This window comes from Bradyrhizobium sp. CCBAU 25360, assembly GCF_028128695.1.
In the GTDB taxonomy this organism is placed as follows: domain Bacteria; phylum Pseudomonadota; class Alphaproteobacteria; order Rhizobiales; family Xanthobacteraceae; genus Bradyrhizobium; species Bradyrhizobium ottawaense.
The window spans coordinates 186,299-204,214 of record NZ_LBJA01000041.1 but is presented as its reverse complement, the minus strand read 5'-3'; the positions used below and the strand labels follow the sequence as shown (position 1 = coordinate 204,214).

At 65.1% G+C, this 17,916-nt stretch carries 14 protein-coding genes; 7 read left to right on the top strand and 7 right to left on the bottom strand.

Features of this window, described 5'->3' with window-relative positions:
- The first annotated feature begins 24 nt into the window (after positions 1-24).
- The 3 genes from XH81_RS22585 (at position 25) to XH81_RS22575 (ending at position 3,683) form a co-directional block, all read left to right on the top strand.
- Positions 25-1,788, top strand: coding sequence for a flavin-containing monooxygenase (locus tag XH81_RS22585; protein WP_271596363.1), 1,764 nt, complete (start codon positions 25-27; stop codon positions 1,786-1,788).
- A 146-nt stretch (positions 1,789-1,934) separates the two neighbouring features.
- Positions 1,935-2,912, top strand: a complete 978-nt coding sequence (locus tag XH81_RS22580; protein ID WP_028139911.1) for a peptidyl-alpha-hydroxyglycine alpha-amidating lyase family protein — start codon at positions 1,935-1,937, stop codon at positions 2,910-2,912.
- A 213-nt stretch (positions 2,913-3,125) separates the two neighbouring features.
- Positions 3,126-3,683 (top strand): HNH endonuclease, encoded by a 558-nt coding sequence (locus XH81_RS22575; protein WP_018316280.1) that lies wholly within the window; start codon positions 3,126-3,128, stop codon positions 3,681-3,683.
- Positions 3,684-3,692: 9 nt separating this feature from the next.
- Here the strand turns inward: XH81_RS22575 and XH81_RS22570 are convergent, their stop codons facing one another.
- A complete protein-coding gene (locus XH81_RS22570) occupies positions 3,693-5,162 on the bottom strand; it encodes a GH1 family beta-glucosidase (protein ID WP_028139910.1) in 1,470 nt (489 codons plus the stop codon).
- 2 nt (positions 5,163-5,164) lie between these two features.
- Positions 5,165-6,166 carry a glycoside hydrolase family 16 protein gene (locus tag XH81_RS22565; protein ID WP_028139909.1) on the bottom strand — a complete coding sequence of 334 codons (1,002 nt, stop codon included), beginning with the start codon at positions 6,164-6,166 and terminating at the stop codon, positions 5,165-5,167.
- Between the two features lie 238 nt (positions 6,167-6,404).
- Between XH81_RS22565 and XH81_RS22560 the strand changes: the two genes are divergently transcribed.
- Both XH81_RS22560 and XH81_RS22555 read left to right on the top strand, forming a co-directional pair.
- Positions 6,405-6,626, top strand: a complete 222-nt coding sequence (locus tag XH81_RS22560; RefSeq protein ID WP_018316283.1) for a dodecin — start codon at positions 6,405-6,407, stop codon at positions 6,624-6,626.
- A 166-nt stretch (positions 6,627-6,792) separates the two neighbouring features.
- Positions 6,793-8,697 carry a sensor domain-containing diguanylate cyclase gene (locus tag XH81_RS22555; RefSeq protein ID WP_028139908.1) on the top strand — a complete coding sequence of 635 codons (1,905 nt, stop codon included), beginning with the start codon at positions 6,793-6,795 and terminating at the stop codon, positions 8,695-8,697.
- A 13-nt stretch (positions 8,698-8,710) separates the two neighbouring features.
- Here the strand turns inward: XH81_RS22555 and XH81_RS22550 are convergent, their stop codons facing one another.
- Complete coding sequence (locus tag XH81_RS22550; RefSeq protein ID WP_179879977.1) at positions 8,711-11,719, bottom strand: autotransporter domain-containing protein; 3,009 nt, start codon at positions 11,717-11,719, stop codon at positions 8,711-8,713.
- 538 nt (positions 11,720-12,257) lie between these two features.
- Here XH81_RS22550 and XH81_RS22545 point away from each other — a divergent pair.
- A complete protein-coding gene (locus XH81_RS22545; RefSeq protein ID WP_028139907.1) occupies positions 12,258-13,301 on the top strand; it encodes a helix-turn-helix domain-containing protein in 1,044 nt (347 codons plus the stop codon).
- A gap of 62 nt (positions 13,302-13,363) precedes the next feature.
- Positions 13,364-14,011: an HAD family hydrolase gene (locus XH81_RS22540; protein WP_028139906.1), complete on the top strand. Its 648-nt coding sequence runs from the start codon at positions 13,364-13,366 to the stop codon at positions 14,009-14,011.
- 91 nt (positions 14,012-14,102) lie between these two features.
- On the opposite strand, the gene XH81_RS22535 is transcribed toward XH81_RS22540, so the two are convergent.
- The 4 genes from XH81_RS22535 to XH81_RS22520 are packed head-to-tail and all read right to left on the bottom strand — an operon-like array spanning position 14,103 to position 17,905.
- Complete coding sequence (locus XH81_RS22535; RefSeq protein WP_018316287.1) at positions 14,103-15,071, bottom strand: ABC transporter ATP-binding protein; 969 nt, start codon at positions 15,069-15,071, stop codon at positions 14,103-14,105.
- Positions 15,068-16,063, bottom strand: a complete 996-nt coding sequence (locus XH81_RS22530; RefSeq protein WP_028139905.1) for an ABC transporter ATP-binding protein — start codon at positions 16,061-16,063, stop codon at positions 15,068-15,070. Before XH81_RS22530 ends, XH81_RS22535 begins: the two co-directional genes overlap by 4 nt.
- Positions 16,063-16,980 carry an ABC transporter permease gene (locus XH81_RS22525; RefSeq protein WP_028139904.1) on the bottom strand — a complete coding sequence of 306 codons (918 nt, stop codon included), beginning with the start codon at positions 16,978-16,980 and terminating at the stop codon, positions 16,063-16,065. The genes XH81_RS22530 and XH81_RS22525 overlap by 1 nt, the downstream gene beginning before the upstream one ends.
- Entirely contained in the window at positions 16,946-17,905 is a 960-nt protein-coding gene (locus XH81_RS22520; protein ID WP_018316290.1) for an ABC transporter permease, read from the bottom strand. Before XH81_RS22520 ends, XH81_RS22525 begins: the two co-directional genes overlap by 35 nt.
- Positions 17,906-17,916 lie beyond the last annotated feature (11 nt).

The window sequence follows — 17,916 nt, the reverse complement described above, 5'->3', positions numbered from 1 at the left end:
CGAAAGACGGCCAAGAGGTCGCGCATGCTCGACAAGACCAAGGATCTATCCGCCTGCGCCCAGGCCTGGCTCGATGAATTCGAGCGCGCGCTGGGCAGGCCCGATCCCGCCACGCTGGACCGCCTCCTCCTCGCCGACAGCTTCTGGCGCGACGTGCTGGCGCTGAGCTGGAACCTGCAAACGATCGCCGGCCGCGAGATGATTGCGCAAGCGCTGGCCGCGCTCGCGCCCGAGGCGGCACCGACCAGCTTCAGAATCGCGCCGAACCGCGCGCCGCCGCGCTGGGTGACGCGTGCCGGCACCAACACCATCGAAGCGATCTTCACGTTCGAAACCGCGACCGGCCGTGGCAGCGGCATCCTGCGGCTCATTCCCGACAAGACCGACGGCGACCGCCTGAAGGCCTGGACGCTGCTCACCGCGCTCGACGAGCTCAAGGGATTCGAGGAGCAGCTCGGCACGTCGCGACCGCGCGGCCAGGCCTATTCCCGCGATTTCCGCAGGCCGAACTGGCTGGATTTGCGCAGCGCCTCGCGCGACTATGCCGATCGCGATCCGGCCGTGCTGGTGGTCGGCGGCGGCCAAGCCGGGCTCGCGATAGCAGCCCGGCTGAAGCAGTTGAAGGTCGACGCGCTGATCGTCGATCGCGAGATGCGGATCGGCGACAATTGGCGCAAGCGCTATCATGCGCTCACCCTGCACAACCAGGTGCAGGTCAATCACCTCCCCTACATGCCGTTTCCGCCGAACTGGCCGGTCTATATCCCCAAGGACAAGCTCGCCAACTGGTTCGAGGCTTACGTCGATGCGATGGAGCTGAACTTCTGGGCCGGCACCGAGTTCGAAAGCGGCGCCTATGATGAGGTCGAGGGCCACTGGACCGTCACGCTGCGCCGTGCCGACGGCAGCAGGCGCACCATGCATCCGCGCCACGTGATCATGGCGACCGGCGTCAGCGGCATCGCCAATATTCCAGACATTCCGACCCTCGACAATTTCAAGGGAACGCTGCTGCATTCCAGCCGCTATGAGGACGGCGAGACCTGGACAGGCAAGCGCGCGATCGTCATCGGCACCGGCAACAGCGGCCACGACATCGCGCAGGATCTGTATTCCAGCGGCGCCGAGGTGACGCTGGTGCAGCGCGCAGCCACGCTGGTCACCAATATCGAACCGTCGGCGCAGCTCGCTTATGCCACCTACAACGAAGGCACGCTCGAGGACAACGACCTGATCGCGGCCTCGATGCCGACGCCGCTGGCGAAGAAGACGCATGTGATGCTGACGGAGCAGTCGAAGCAGCTCGACAAGGAGCTGCTCGACGGCCTCTCGCGCGTTGGCTTCAAGCTCGACTTCGGCGAGGCCGGCACCGGCTGGCAGTTCAAATACCTCACCCGCGGCGGCGGCTATTATTTCAACGTCGGCTGCTCCAACCTGATCGTCGAGGGCGCGATCAAGCTCAGGCAGTTTGCCGACATCGAGGGCTTTGTACCCGAGGGGGCGCGGATGAAGGACGGCACGCTGCTTCCCGCCGATCTCATCGTGCTCTCCACCGGCTACAAGCCGCAGGAATATCTGGTGCGAAAGCTGTTTGGCGAGGCCATCGCCGACCGCGTCGGCCCGATCTGGGGCTTTGGCGACGGTCTTGAGCTGCGCAACATGTATGCGCGCACCAGGCAGCCGGGGCTCTGGTTCATCGCCGGCAGCCTCGCGCAGTGCCGGATCAACTCGAAATACCTCGCGCTCCAGATCAAAGCGATCGAGGAAGGGATTTTGGGACGGGCATAACGACAATCGTCATTCCGGGGCGCGCGTCAACGCGAACTATGATGCGCAATTGAGCATCTGAGAATCCATCTATCCGCGGAATATGCAGCACAATGGAGTCCGGGGCTCACGCTTCGCGTGCCCCGGAATGACAGGAGGACAGATTCATGCCAGCCATTCTCGGCAGCGGCGAGCACCGCTACCGCGTCGTCGACAATTTCGCGAAACTGCCCGAAGGCTGGCAGCTCACCGACGTCGCCGCGGTCGCGGTCGACAGCAAGGATCGTGTCTACGTCTTCAACCGCGGTGCCCACCCGATGGTGGTGCTCGACCGCGAGGGCAATTTCCTGCGCAGCTGGGGCGAAGGGCTGTTCTCGCGCGCGCACGGCCTTCACATCGACGCCGACGACAATCTCTACTGCACCGATGACGGCGACCACACCGTGCGCAAATGCACCACGGACGGCAAGGTGCTGCTGACGATCGGCATCCCCGAGAAGCCGGCGCCGTTCATGAGCGGCGAGCCCTTCCACCGCTGCACCCACACCGCGCTGTCGCCGAAGGGCGAGATCTACGTCTCCGACGGCTATGGCAATGCGCGCGTGCACAAATTCACGCCGGACGGCAAGCTGCTCAAGAGCTGGGGCGAGCCCGGCACCGATCCCGGCCAGTTCAACATCGTGCACAATATTGCCACCGATGCAGATGGCTGGGTCTATGTCGCCGACCGCGAGAACCACCGCGTCCAGGTGTTCAATGGCGAGGGCAAATACGAGACGCAGTGGAACAATTTGCATCGGCCCTGCGCGCTGTGCCGTTGCGGCGGGGCCAGGAGCCCGACCTTCGTGATCGGCGAGCTCGGCCCGGGCCTTGCCATCAACCGCAAGGTGCCCAAGCTCGGGCCGCGGCTGTCGATCGTGGACGCCAAGGGCAAGCGCATCGCGCGCCTCGGCGGCGAGGAAGGGCCGGGTGCTGCGAGCGGAAAGTTCCTGGCGCCCCACGGCATCGCGCTGGATTCCAGGGGCGACATCTATGTCGGCGAGGTCGGCGTCACCAACTGGGACACCAGCTTTCCCGATGAGGAGATGCCGGCCGCAGTGCGCGCGACCCGGTGCTTGCAGAAGCTGGAGCGGGTACGGGAGTAGCTGCCGCGGCAGACCACGACGCGCTGGTCACGGCAGTTCCGCACCAGCCGCGTACCTCCCCAAATCGCGGCTTTTTGAGCACCTTCGCCACCCCGGCGCCGCATTGCTTGCACTTGAATAAGTCGCTCAGCGGGCTTCACAATCCCGTCACGCTGCATGTAGTATGTCAGTACATGCTGCTTCGCAGCGTATATTGGAGGCCGGGAGCGTTACTTGAACGCACATGTCTCGCAAGGCAGTTGGCCGGTGTTGGTGCTGAATGCGGACTTCCGGCCGCTGAGTTACTACCCGCTGTCTCTTTGGTCGTGGCAGGACGCGATCAAGGCAGTGTTCCTCGATCGCGTCAACATCGTCGCACATTACGATCAGGCGGTTCATAGCCCCACGCTGCAAATGCAGCTGCCGAGCGTCGTCTCGCTCAAATCCTTCGTCAAGCCGACCACCCATCCGGCCTTCACCCGGTTCAACGTCTTCCTGCGCGACCGTTTCGCCTGCCAATATTGCGGCTCGCCCGAAGACCTGACCTTCGATCACATCATCCCGCGCAGCAAGGGCGGCCAGACCACCTGGGAGAACGTGGTCGCGGCATGCTCGCCGTGTAACCTGCGCAAGGGCAATCTCACGCCGGTGCAGGCAAAAATGTTTCCGCGCCAGCATGCCTTCGCCCCGACCGTGCACCAGCTCCACCGCAACGGCCGCCTGTTCCCGCCGAACTATCTGCATGATAGTTGGCTGGACTATCTGTACTGGGATACGGAGCTGGATCCGTAGGGTGTGGTCTCACCCCCCGATCGCGTTCCGTGCCACCACGTCGCGATAGAACGCCGCGCTCAGCTTCGGCACCCTTGCCTGGGTCTCGAAATCGACCCGGTACAGGCCGAAGCGCTTGCCGTAGCCGAAGATCCATTCGAAATTGTCCATCAGGCTCCAGAGGAAGTAGCCGCGGATCGGCACGCCCTCGGCGGTCGCGCGCTGCATCTGGGACAGGTAATTGCGCAGGAACATGATGCGGTCGAGGTCGTAGACCTGGCCGTCGGCAGAGATCTTGTCCTCGGACGAGGTGCCGTTCTCGCTGATGTAGATATTCTCGATGTTCCAGATCTTTGCCGCAAGGCGCGGCGCCCAGTAGATCACTTCCGGGCCGACCCGCAGCCAATCCGAATTCATGTGCGGGAACGAGGTGGGGAACGGCAGCACGTGGAAGCCGGGCGCGCGGTCGGAAGCCGTGACGTAATATTGCGGCGCGTAGATGTTGAGGCCGACGAAATCGTTCGGCGCGCCGATGATCTTCAATTCCTCGGCGGTGAATTTCGGCGCGTCCGCGCCGGCATAGGCCAAAAAGCCCTCGGTGTATTTGCCCTCCAGCACCACGCCGAGGAAGCCGGCGTTGAGCTCGCGCGTCGCGATCTCGGCGGCGCGGATGTTTTCCGGCGTCGGAATCGCCGGCACACAGGCGGCGATGTTCTCGGCCGGGCCGACGCGGGTGCCGACGCGGCCCGCGGCGCGGATCGCCTGCACGGCAAGCCCGTGCGCCAAGGCGACGTGATGGCGCGCCTGGTTGAGCTGCGCGGTCGGCAGCTTGAGACCGGGCGCATCGATGCCCCAGCCATAGCCGAAATTCACGAAACGCCCGACCTCGTTCACGGTGAAGACGTTCTTCACGCGATCGGTCAGGCGAGCGGCGACATGCGCAGCGTAGTCAGCAAAAGCCTTCGACGTGTCGCTCGACGACCAGCCCCCGACGCGGTCCTGGAGTGCCTGCGGCAAGTCCCAATGGTAGAGCGTCGCGTAAGGCTCGATGCCGTTCGCGAGCAGTTCGTCGACGAGGCGGTCGTAGAAGTCGAGGCCCTCAGGATTGGGCTGGCCAAAACCTTCCGGAAACACGCGCGGCCATGCGATCGAGAAACGGTAGGCCTTGACGCCGAGCGCCTTGATCAGCGCGACGTCCTCCTTGTAGCGGTGATAGTGCTCGTTGGCGCGGTCGCCGGTCGAGCCGTCCTCGATCTTGCCGGGCGTGTGGCTGAAAATATCCCAGATCGACTTGCCGCGACCGTCCTCATCGACCGCGCCTTCGATCTGGTAGGACGAGGTCGCCGTGCCCCACAGAAAATCCTTCGGGAGCGGCGCCGGCAGGTGGCGGTCGGTCGAAGCGGACTTTTCATTCTCCGCGGCCCCGGCACCTGCTGCTACGCCCAGCGCGGCGAGGCCCGTGAGCTTGGCAAAACGGCGCCGCGAGACATCGGCTGACATCGTTATCTCCGTGCCAGCTCCAGATCGATCTGATAGACGGAAATCCGGTCGATCTCGAATGCGACGCTCGCTGGCGATTCGGCATCGACCTGACTGACGCCCGGAAAAAACTTCGACCCGATCGCGAGATTGACGATCATGTACATGGGATCGTCGAAGCCGATCGGCACCTTGATGTCGGAGACCGGCCTGCGGTCGATGAAATAGACCAGTCGATCCTCCTGCCACAACACACCGTAATTGTGGAATACGCTCGAGGCGTCGCCGACCGCGAAATCGAAGCCGCAGGACTGGATCTTCTGGGTCGAAGGGATCCGCCAATGGGTCGTCATCACCAGATCTCCCGGCCGTTCGCCGCGGCCTTCCAGCACATCGACCTCCGGCGGCCAGCCGCCGTCGTCCGCCAGCATCCAGAACGCCGGCCACACTGCGTGGCCGACCGGCACCTTGGCGCGAATTTCGAAATAGCCGTGCTTCTGGGCGAACGTGCCCTGGGTCGTCAGGATGCCCGAGATGTACTCGTTGTTGAACAGCAGCTGTTTCAATTCCGGCGGCGTTCGGCTGGCGATGATCGACAGCACGCCGTCCTTCACCCTGAACGGATCGAGCCCGAGCGGCGCGGCCGCGCGGCCGGCATAGCGCGGATCGACGTAGATCTGCTGCTCGCCATTGGCGCTGGTCTTGCGCTTGAAGTCGGAGCCGTCGCCGCCCCAATAGCGTGCCTCCGGCCAGGCCGCGCCGCCGGCATAATGCGGGATCCAGCGTCCGTTCGACAGCGGATGCTCGTCAAAATCCTCGCTGAAGGTCCGGCGCAGCGGCAGGAACACCAGCGAGGCTAAACTGACCGTGTCCAGCCGGCGACACACGATGGTGGAGGGATCGGTCGTCACCTGCAGAGCCATGCTCGCCGGCGCGCGATCGAGCTCATCCTGCGCGATACAAGGCGCAGGCAGCACGCCGAGGCCGATCGCAACCAGAGTGCCCCTCGTCCAACGGCCGATCATCACCGCACTCGAAGATGCCACGACATGCGCGGAGGTTAGCTCATCCGTCTTCGCGCGGGCAACCGCGGCATCCGACGCCGGCGGGCGATTTGAAAACCATTCCTCTCGCCTCCGCTCCGGGGCCAGCGGGCACTGGGAACCCGAGGCGCCCACGCCCGTTCAGAGTCAACGCCATGCGCTCGCATGCACGTTCCATCGAGCGCGTTTGTCCGCTGCAAGATGAAACAAGGGAAGACCCATGGCCGCAACCGAGAGTGATCATGTCTACAAGATCCTGGACCTCGTCGGATCGTCCGAAACCTCGATCGAGGACGCGATCAAGAACGCGATCAGCCGCGCGTCCAAGACCATCCGCGAGATGAAATGGTTCGAGGTGGTGCAGACGCGCGGCCACATCGAGAACGGCGCCGTGCGGCACTATCAGGTGACGCTGCGCGTCGGCTTCACCCTGGAGGGATGAGGCGGCAGGCGGAATTGTCGCACTGCGGTAGCGTGGCTCCGCCGATCTGCCCCAACGATGTCGGCAATCCTTCCGGTTGATTACGGACCCCGCACAATCATTGCAGATTTTGCAAGAGGCCGTTAAGACGAAAGTGAGAGGTTTGCCCCGATTTGGAGCAAGCCTGATGGTCACGAGCCGCGAATTCGGCAAGACGCGCCTTCCGCTCTGGGCGGCGGGCTTCGTTGGGCTGATCTGCGTGACGATCCTGGGCCTCAGCGCCTGGCGCGAATGGGAAGCTCGCAATGTCGACCTCAGGAACGCCGAGATCGACGTCACCAACCTCGCACATTCACTGATCCAGCACGCGGATGATACGTTCGAGCTGGTCGATACGCTCCTGGTAGGACTGGTCCACCGGCTCGAACTCGACGGGACTGGCCCCGACACGATCACGAAGCTCCAGGCCTATCTGCCGACGCGCAAATCATCGGACCGCATCCGCGGCATCTTCGTCTATGACGCGACGGGCCGGTGGCTTGCCACGACCGAGCGCCTCGACTTTTCCAAGCTCAACAACAGCGACCGGGAATATTTCCAGCGCCACCGCGACTCCACGGAGACGGGCACGCTGATCGGACCGCCCATCAAGAGCCGCTCCGGGGGCCAGTGGATCATCACGGCGTCCCGGCGGATCAATGATCCCGACGGCGGCTTCGCCGGCGTTGCCCTGCTCACGATCGACGTCAGCTATTTCGTCAAATTCTACGAGCGGTTCGACCTAGGGCCGAACGGCTCGGCATCGCTGCTCAACAATGGCGGCATCATGCTGGCACGCAGCCGAGATGAGAGCGACGCCTTCATCGGACGCGACCTGTCCAATGCGCCCTTGTTCAAAGGCTGGAAAAGCCGCCCCGCCGAAGCGGTCTATTATTTCAAGTCGCCGCTCGATGGCGTGCAGCGCCTGAGCTACTACCAGCGCAGCAGCCGCTATCCCCTGATGGTGCTGGCGAGTAAGTCCCAAGATGACGTGCTGGCTCCCTGGCGACGCGCCGCCGCCACACGCATAACTTTCGTCGTCGGCCTCGTCCTGCTGATCGCGGTGATCGGCTCCTACCTGGTCCGTCAGCTCTGGCAGCGACAGCGCATGGCGCAGGCCCTGGTCGCCAAGGAGGCAAATTTCCGCCTGCTGGCCGAGCAATCCAGCGACATGGTAACCCGGATCGGGCTGGATAACCGGCTGCTCTATGTCTCTCCGTCATGCGTGCGCATCACCGGCTGGACCGCCGAGGAACTGCTGAACACGTCGGCCCTGGCCGGCATTCACGCCGACGACATGGAACGGGTCGCTCAGGCCATCACGGCACTGAAGAACGGCGAGGCCGAGGAAGCGCGGTTCGTCTATCGCCAGCGTCATCGCGAAAAAGGGGAGATCTGGGCGGAGGCGGCGCTGCACGTGACGGTGGCATCGGACAGCGGCGCGATCGACGGCGTCGTCGCGGTCGTGCGCGACATGACCGAGCAGAAGGATCTCCAGGACAAGCTCGCTTCGCTTGCGAGGACCGACGGCCTCACCGGCCTTGCCAACCGGCGCGCATTCGACGAACGCCTTGCCGACGAATGGGCGCGCGCCCGGCGCGACGGCACGCAGCTTTCGCTCCTGCTGATCGACGTCGATCATTTCAAGAAGTTCAACGACCATTACGGACATCTGGCGGGCGACGGGTGCCTGCGCGCGCTGGGCCGGATCCTGTCCACCCAGGCCAGGCGTCCCGCCGACCTCGCGGCGCGCTACGGCGGCGAGGAATTCGCCGTGTTGTTGCCGAACACAGGTCCGGATGGCTGCGTGGAGGTCGCGGAAGCGGTTCGCCAGGCGCTGCACGATCTTGCCATGCTGCATGCGCAGAATCCGCCCTCCCGGTTGGTCACGGTGAGCGTCGGCGCGGCAACCGGACTTCCGTCCCTGACCTCCACGGACTTCAGCACGCTGGTCGCTGCGGCCGACCGCGCGCTCTATGCCGCGAAGGACAGCGGCCGCGATCGGCTGGTGATGTCCGGACAGGTCGTGCCCTGGCCCGCGAAGACCGCGTGACGGGATCCAACGCTCACCAGCCGTAGCGAACGCTGCCCTTGCCGGCGTAGCTGCGGGTGACGCTGGAGAACTCGCCTTCGAACGTGGCCGCCGCCGACCAGCCGTTCAGCCATTTCATCTCGACCGAAGCCGTCGTGAGCACGGCGTCGCGGGCCTGCGCTGCGCCGTTGACGACGAAGCTTGCGACCGGCAAGGCCTGAAAGGTTGCGGCGGCCGCACGATCGGGATTGAAATCATGCGCCCAGGCGACAGGGCCGCGCAGCGCCAACACGCCGGCCGGCGTGGCGAACGACTTGTCGGTACGCAGGCCGAGCTCGCTGCGGCTGTCGGTCACGCTCTTCGCGGCGTAGTTCAAGGCGAATGCCGATGAGCCGGAGACGACGTGTTCGGCATAGGCTGGCAGGTCGAGCGTCGTGAACTGCATCGCCCCATAAGGCGTGAGGCCGATCCCGCCGATCCATGACCCGACCAGGCGGTAGCCGCCTTCGACACGACCGGAATACGCATTGGCGTCGAATGCGGCGCGCAGGCGGTCTGCGCCGGCGACCGTCACGGTGCGATCGGTGGTGATGTTCTGCCAGCCATAGGCCGGCGCGGCGGAGACGTAGGCCGCGCCGTTGGCGTGGTAAAGATAGGCGCCGGCCTGGAACAGGTCGGAGCGATCGGAGCCGAGACCGTTCACGCCGAAGCTGGTGCCACCGCCGGCAAGCGCGAAGCCGAGCTTCGTGTTCGGCGCGAGCCAATAGTCCGCGCCGACCGCCGTGCCGGCGATGCGGCTCGTGGTGTCATTCGAGCCGTCCGCAGCATTGCCGTCGGTCGATTGCGATCCGCCGAAGCCGGCGACCCACACGCTCCAGCGCTGCGCAAATCCCTGCGCCGGCGCCTTGGCGAACATGGCGAACGCGTCGGCGCGCTTGCGTGCGGCATAGGCGCTGGCCTGAACGTCTTCGGCAAGTCCAGCCGCACCGTTCGCGGGATCCGGCCCACCCTCGCGCTGCGCGAAGGGATCGGTGAGCAGGCCCATGAACTGGCTCATGGCGTTGAACGTGGTCTGCTGCGCTGCCGTGCCTTGTTCGCCCGAGGCTTGCGTCAAGCCGGCCGCCGTCATGCGGCCATAGATCAGCGGAATACCGCCGTTGACATCGAAGGAATTGACCAATGCGTTCGCTACCGCCTGCTGATTGCCGTTCAGGCCGGAATTCGGCGGCGGCACGAAGGCGAGCGACAGGTTGAGATAGGCATTGTTTGCGTCGTAGCTGAGATCGGTCTTGAAGTTCGCCGGGAGATTGCTGCTGGCAACGGTCGAGGCAAAGCTGCCGGAGAGGCCGCCGCCCGCGCTGAGGATGGTGTATTTCTTCTCGATATAGCTGCCGGCCGCAAACACCGCGCTCACACTAGCGCCGCCCAGCGTCGCGCTGCCCGTGACGTTCGCATGGGACGCCGTCGACGGATTGACCTGGACCTGATAGATCGCGCCCGATTGCAGGGCGAGATCGCCGACGATGCTCGTGACGCTGCCGGGCGTGCCGTTGCCGGGCGCGAACGTGCCGCCGCCGGCAATCGCTACCAACAGCGGATCGATCGTGCCCGATCCCATCAGCACGCCACCGGCATTCACGGTGACCGAAGAGGTGCCGGTGATCGTTCCTTCGACGTCGAGCACACCGCCATTCACGGCCGTGGCTCCGGTGTAGCCGTTGTTGCCGAGCAACATGGTGAAGCCGGCCGTCGTCGTCAGGCTCGCGGTCCCGCCGATGCCGTTGAGGACACCTCCGATGGAGGTAATGGGCGCGTTCAGATTGCCGTTGCGGATCGTGCCGCCGTTAAGGCCGACCGCGCCCTGGGTCTGCGTCGTGCCGCCCAGATCGAGCGTGGCACCGCTGTTGACCGCGGTCGTCCCGCCGACGTCGCCCAGCGTGCCGGCGCCGCTCAAGGCCAGCGTGCCGCCATTGACGAAGGTCCCGCCGCTGTAGGTGTTGGCGCCGGTCAGCGTCAGCGTGCCCAGCCCCGTCTTGGTCAGGGATCCCGTGTTGATGATCTGCCCTGACAACGTCGCATTGACGCCGTTGGTGTCGATCGTGCCGCCGCCGGCCAGCAGCGAGATCGTCCGCGCGGTGCTGAAAGCACTGGTAAATCGCAGCGCGCCGCCGTTGAAATTGACATATTGCCCGAAGGCCAGCGCCGTGAGCGCGGCATCGCTGCCCGCCGCGACGGCCCCGCCCGCCGCAACGATGACGTTCGGCCCGATGAAGGCGGTCCCGGCATTGCCGTTGTCAACGATCGGCATGGTGACGAAGGACAGGATCGTGTTGGTGGCCGTATCCATCACGTAAAACCCGAAGCCAGTCGTGATGTAGGCCCGGCTGCCGTCGGGCGTCACGGTCACTCCGATGCCGTTGCTGGACGGGCCGCCGGACAGGGTCACGCTTGCCGTGATGGTGTTCGTCAGGGCATTGATCACCACGAGTTGGTTGGACTGCGTCGTCACATAGATCCGCGACCCGTCCGGGCTGGCCGCGACGCTCAGGGGCAGTCCGGAGACCGAAACCGTCGTCACCACCGATTGCGACGCTGCATCGATCACCGTGACGCTGCCATCGCTTTGATTGGTCACGTAGATCCGGCTTCCGTCCGGAGACGTTGTGATGCCGGAGGGGGAGCTTCCCGCCGCGACCGTGCCGATGACGGTTTTCGACGCGGCGTCGATGATCGAAATGTTCGCGGAGCCCTGGTTGGCGACATAGGCCCGGGTCCCGTCCGGCGAAACGACGACGCCGTAAGGGGCTGCCCCCACCGCGATGGGGGAGCCGACCACGACATTGGTCGCGGTGGAAATCACCGTGACCGAATGGGCCGAGGAGGAGGTCACGTAGAGGCTCGAGCCATCCGGGCTGAGCGCCAATCCCGCCGTCTGTCCGGCGACGGGTATGGTCGCGACGACCGTCCGGCCGACGACGTCGATGACCTCCACCGCGCCGGACATGGCAACGACATAGGCGAAGCGGCCATCGGCCGAAAACACCGCGCTGATATGTGCTCGTTCCGATCGGGGAGCCGATCGGAGCGTTGCTCAGCGTGCCGAACTCGATCACCTGCCCCGGCGTGCTGTTGAGTGCGGTCCAGATGCCGTAATTGTCGATCTGCGCCCTGCTGGCGGAGGTCGAGGCGAGATACGGCAGGACCAGGATGACAAGCATCCCGCAGCTTCTCATTGTCCGGCGACGACGGCAGCTGCGCGGACGTCGTTGCCGACGGCCAGCACCCAAAATTCCCATTGACCCCACGCGGCAACCCCATTCCGACGGCGCGGCCCCGCTTGGCGCGCTCGCATTCCAGAGACTGGAGAATCTCTAACAGGACGGCAGGACGGACGATGTGCCCGGCGTCTCAGCGGGACAAAATCCAACTGAATCTCTCGATGGTTGCAAATACACGAACGCACATTCTACCTCGGCCTCGCTTGCGCCCCGATTTCCGAATGGCTACATCCAGACCCGACATTGGCTTGCTTAGTTGCATGCGGTCTTTCCGCATCGCGAGGGGACGTGGACGGGACTGCCTTGAACGAAAGCACGGCGGCGGACAATCCCGGGCGCGGTCCGGAGGCGCTCGCGCACTTGCGGGCCATGACGGTCGACATTTGTGAGGTCATTCCGCGCACCGCGGAGGACGATTTCCATGTCACCACGGTGACGAGGATGACCCGCAACGCTTTGCTGATCGACACGCGTGCCACCGACCAGGACTATGACCGCACGCCCGCGCACGTCGCCCGTGGCATCATGGATCATTTTCAGATCACCCTCTGCGTCGAGGGCGAGATGCAGTTCAGCTCAGGCCGCCGCGAGGTTACGCTGCGGCCCGGCGACATCGTTCTCATCGACATGGCGCAACCGAACCGGACCGCGTTGCGCGCCGCGGGCGGCCGCACCCATCTGATGACGATCGTGCTGCAACGCGCGATGCTGGCGCCGCGGCTCGCCCATCCGGATGCGGCGACGGCAACCCTGCTGCCGTCGGACCACCCCCATGCACGCCTGCTCGCCAGCCATTATGGCGCGCTTGCCCTGTCGTCCGAGCCCGGGACGGATACCGGCACCGGCCATGCCGAAGCCACGGTCGAGGCGATCGCCGATCTCGTGGCCGCCGCCGCGGGCGGGACGGCCGAGATCGTCGCGGGCCTCGAGCGCGCCGAGCGACATCTTTATCTCACGATGATCAAGCGTCGCATCGCGAACAATCTCGAAACCGATGCGCTCACCAGCGAAGAGCTCTGCCGCCACTTCCAGATCTCGCGCGCGACGCTCTACCGGCTGTTCGAGGCCGAGGGCGGGCTTGCGCATTACGTCCGGGAGCAGCGGCTCAATCTCGCCTTTCGGCAACTGATCTCCCCGTCCGCACAGGACAAGCGGCTGATCGACCTCGCCGTCGGCATGCGCTTCAGCAGCGACTCGACCTTCATCCGCGCCTTCCGCCGCAAATTCGGGCTGACACCGGGCGAGTTGAGGGAGCTGGCCGACAATTGGCTGCGCGAAACCGGATCGGTCCCGGCGATCGACACCGTGCTGCATCAACTGGCCCGGCGTCGTACCTCACAGCCGTGAGGGAGGCCAACGAGCGGATTTGTCGCCCGCATTCGGGCGGGATATGACTTCGATGACGCCGGATGTTCGGCCAATGCGCGAGCGTCGCCGTGACTGATGCCATCAAGCTCGTCCTCTTCGACATGGACAATGTCCTCTGCGACTACGACAGGGCGACCCGCGTCGCCTATCTGGCGCAGCTTGCGGGGACCAGCAGCGAAGCCGTCCACAACGCGATCTGGGACAGCGGATTCGAGCTGCTCGGCGATTCCGGCGCGCTCGAGGCTGCCGACTATCTGCGAGGTTTTGGCGAACGCATCGGCTATCCGCTCTCGCTCGACGAGTGGGTGGAGGCCCGGCGCCGTTCAATGCAGGCGAATCGCGCGATGCTGGACATCGCCGGCAGCTTGCGAAGAACCGTCGATATCGCCGTCCTGACCAACAATACCACGCTGGTCGCCGACCACATCGACACGCTGCTGCCGGAGTTGCGCCCGCTGTTCGGCTCCCGGATCTACACCTCGGCGCAATTCAAGACGGCCAAGCCGGACCCGCACTGCTATCGCCTCTGCCTCTCCGAGCTCGGCGTGAGGCCGCAGTCCGTCCTGTTCGTCGACGATCTCGCAGCCAACGTCGCCGGCGCGCGAGACGCGGGCCTGTTCGCGCATCGGCACACGTCCGTGGCGACGTTCAGGCAGGCCCTGTCGGAATATGGCGTGCCTCTCGACTAAGATGGAAGTGCGTAGGGTGGGCAAAGGCGCGACAGCGCCGTGCCCACGTCTTCAGAATCGTGGGCACGCTTCCGCCTTCGCTTTCGGAGCCTCAGGCCAGATGACACGCCACGAAATGCCCGCCCGCCCCTTCCTTCAGCACGGGCGCGCTTTCCGCGCAGCGCGGCTGGGCGATCGGACAGCGGGTGTGGAAGTGGCAACCCGACGGCGGCTTCATCGGGCTCGGCACGTCGCCCTTGAGCCGGATGCGCTCACGCTTGAGCTTCGGATCGGGCACCGGCACCGCCGACAGCAGCGCCCTGGTGTAGGGATGCTGCGGGTTGCGGTAGAGATCGCTCGCTTTCGCCAGCTCGACGATGCGGCCGAGATACATCACCGCGACGCGGTCGGAAATGTGCTCGACCACCGAGAGGTCGTGCGCGACGAAGAGATAAGTGAGGTTCAGCTCGGCCTGGAGGTCTTCCAGCAGATTGATGACCTGGGCCTGGATCGACACGTCGAGTGCCGAGACCGGCTCGTCGCAGACGATCAGCTTTGGCTCGACCGCCAGCGCGCGCGCGATCACGATGCGCTGGCGCTGGCCGCCGGAGAACTCGTGCGGATAGCGCCGCATATGCTCGGCCTTGAGCCCGACCTTGACCAGCAGGCCCGCCACGCGCTCCTCTCGCTCCTTGGCGGAGGTCGCCAGATTATGGATGGTGAAGGCTTCGCCGAGGATCGCGCCGACCGTCATGCGCGGATTGAGCGAGGCGAACGGATCCTGGAACACCAGCTGCATGTTGCGCCGCATCGCGCGCAGATCGTTGCCGCCGAGGCTGCGCACGTCCTGGCCGTCGAAAGTGACCTCGCCGTCGGTCGGCTCGATCAGGCGCAGCACGCAGCGCCCCGTCGTCGACTTGCCGCAGCCGGATTCGCCGACGAGACCAAGCGTCTCGCCGCGATTGACCGAGAACGACACGCCATCGACCGCATAGACGGTGCCGACCTGGCGCGACAGCAGGCCGCCGAGCACGGGGAAGTGCTTCTTCAGGTTGGAGACTTGCAGCAAGGGTTCGCTCATGCCGCGCCTCCCAGATTTGTATCGCCGAGATGACAGGCCATGCGATGGCCGGGTGCGATCTCGCGCAGCAACGGCTCCTTCTCGGTGCAGACGTTCATGGCGAACTTGCAGCGCGGCGCAAAGCGGCAGCCGACCGGCGGATTGATCAGGATCGGCACCGAACCGCCGATCGCCTCGAGCCGCGTCTTGTGCTCGCTGTCGAGATCGATGCGCGGGATCGAGCGGATCAGCCCTTGCGTATAGGGGTGACCGGGATTGCCGAACAGATCGTCGACGAGCGCTTCCTCGACCACCTTGCCGGCATACATCACGACGACGCGCTGCGCGGTTTCGGCGACGACGCCCATGGCATGGGTGATCAGCATCACCGCCATGCCGAAGCGCTCCTTCATGTCCTGGAGCAGATCCAGGATCTGGGCCTGGATGGTGACGTCGAGCGCGGTAGTCGGCTCGTCGGCTATGATCAGCTTCGGCTTGCAGGCGAGTGCCATCGCGATCATCACGCGCTGGCGCATGCCGCCGGAGAACTGGTGCGGGTAGTTGTGCACGCGACCTTCGGCGTTGGGGATCTGCACCAGCTTCAGCATCTCGATGGTGCGATCGAGCGCCTGCTTCCTGGTCACGGCCTCGTGGCGGCGCAGGCTTTCGGCGATCTGCTCGCCGACGGTGAGCACCGGGTTGAGCGAGGTCATGGGCTCCTGGAAGATGAAGCCGATCTCCTTGGCCCTGATCTCGTCGAGTTCGTTGCTGGTCAGCGGCACGAGGTCGCGACCCTCGAAGATGATCTGACCCGCCGCGATGCGGCCCGGCGGCATCGCGATCAGCTTCAGGATCGACATCGCGGTGACGGTCTTGCCACAGCCGGATTCGCCGACGACGCAGAGCGTCTCGCCCCGGTTGATGGAGATGTCGACGCCGTCGACAGCCTGGAGGATGCCGTCGTCCGTGGAGAAGTGGGTTTTCAGCCCTTTGATTTCGAGCAGCGGCGCCATCAGATCACCCGTCGCGCATCGAGCGCGTCGCGCAGACCGTCGCCGATGAAGTTGATGGCGACCACCGCGATGAAGATCGCGCCGCCCGGAAACAGCGCCCAGTGCGGGCCGATGTCGAGAAAGTCCTTGGCGTCATACAGCAGCCGGCCCCAGGTCGGCGTGTCGGGTGGGAAGCCGAGGCCGAGGAAGGACAGCGTCGATTCCGCGATGATGGCGGCGGCGACGTCGATGGTGCCGGCGATGATCACCGGACCGAGCGCATTGGGCAGGATGTGCTTCACCACCTGCCGCACCGGGCTGGCCCCGAGCGCCCGCGCGGCCTCGACGAACTCCTTCTCGCGGATCGACAGGAACTGGGCGCGCACGAGCCGCGCCACCGGCATCCAGCGCAGCCCCCCGATCACGAGCACGATCAGGATGAAGATGCCGCCCTCCGGACCGAACGCGGCCTTCAGGCCGTCGCGGAAGAGATAGATCAGCAGCAGCAGCAGCGGCAATTGCGGCAGCGACAGGAACAGATCGGTAAGCCACATCAGCCCGTGACCGAGCGCACCGCGCGACATGCCGGCGAGCGCGCCGATCAGCACACCGACGAAGACCGAGACCAGCATCGCGGCGAGGCCGACCGCGAGCGAGATGCGCCCGCCATAGATCATGCGGGCGAGGATGTCCTGCCCGAGATCGTCGGTACCGAAGGGATGGGCCGGCGAGGGCCCCTGCATGCCTGCGACGATGTCGATGTCGTCGATCTTGACGCGCCAGACGAAGGGGCCGAGCACCACTGCCAGGATCAGAACGAGCAGCAGGAACGCGCTGACCACGGCAAGCTTGTGGCGGCTGTAGCGCCGCCACGTCTCGCGCCAGGGCGAGTAGACGCGCCGCTCAGCGGAGGGAGATGCGAGGGTCAAGCCAGCCATAAAGCACGTCCGCGATGAGATTGAACAGCACGACGAGACACGCAAAGACGAAGGTGACGGCCATCACCACCGGCGTGTCGTTGGAAAGGATGGAGGAGATCAGCAGCGAGCCGATGCCGGGAATGCGGAAGATCTGCTCGGTGACGATGGCTCCGCCGAACACCGCGGGCATCTGCAGCGCGATCAACGTCACGACCGGAATCATGGCGTTGCGCATGACATGCTTGACGATGACCTTGGCCTGCCCGAGCCCCTTGGCGCGGGCGGTGGTGACATAGTCGAGCCGGATCACATCGAGCATCGCCGAGCGCACGAAACGCGTCATCGACGCCGCCTGGAACAGGCCGAGCACCGCCACCGGCATGATCGCCTGACGGATCATCTCCAGCACCCAGTGGATGCCGGTGCCCTTGATGTCGGTGGTGTAGACGAACGGCAGCCAGTCCAGCGTGACCGAGAAGATCAGGATGAACAGGATGCCTGTGAAGAACGTCGGCAGCGAGAAGCCGACGAAGGCGAGCGTGTTGGCGATCTGGTCGAACAGCGAATAGGGCTTCGTCGCCGCATAGACGCCGACGGGAATCGCGATCAGCAGCGCGAGGATCTGCGCCGAGCCGATCACGTAGAGCGTGGCCGGCAGGCGCTGCAGGATGAGCGTGTCGACGTTCATCCGGCTGACGAAGGAGAAGCCCCAGTCGCCGTGCAGCATGGCGTTGAGCCAGTGCAGGTAGCGAAGGTGGATCGGGTCGTCGAGGCCGAACTTGGCCCGGAGCGCCGCCTGCACCTCGGGCGGCACGTTCGGGTTGGTCGCCAACTCGGAGAACGGATCGCCGGGCGCGAGCGCGAGCACGACGAACAGCACGACCGAGATTCCGAGCAGGCTCGGAATCGCGATCATCAGGCGACGCAGGACGTATTGGCTCATGAGGGAAGGCC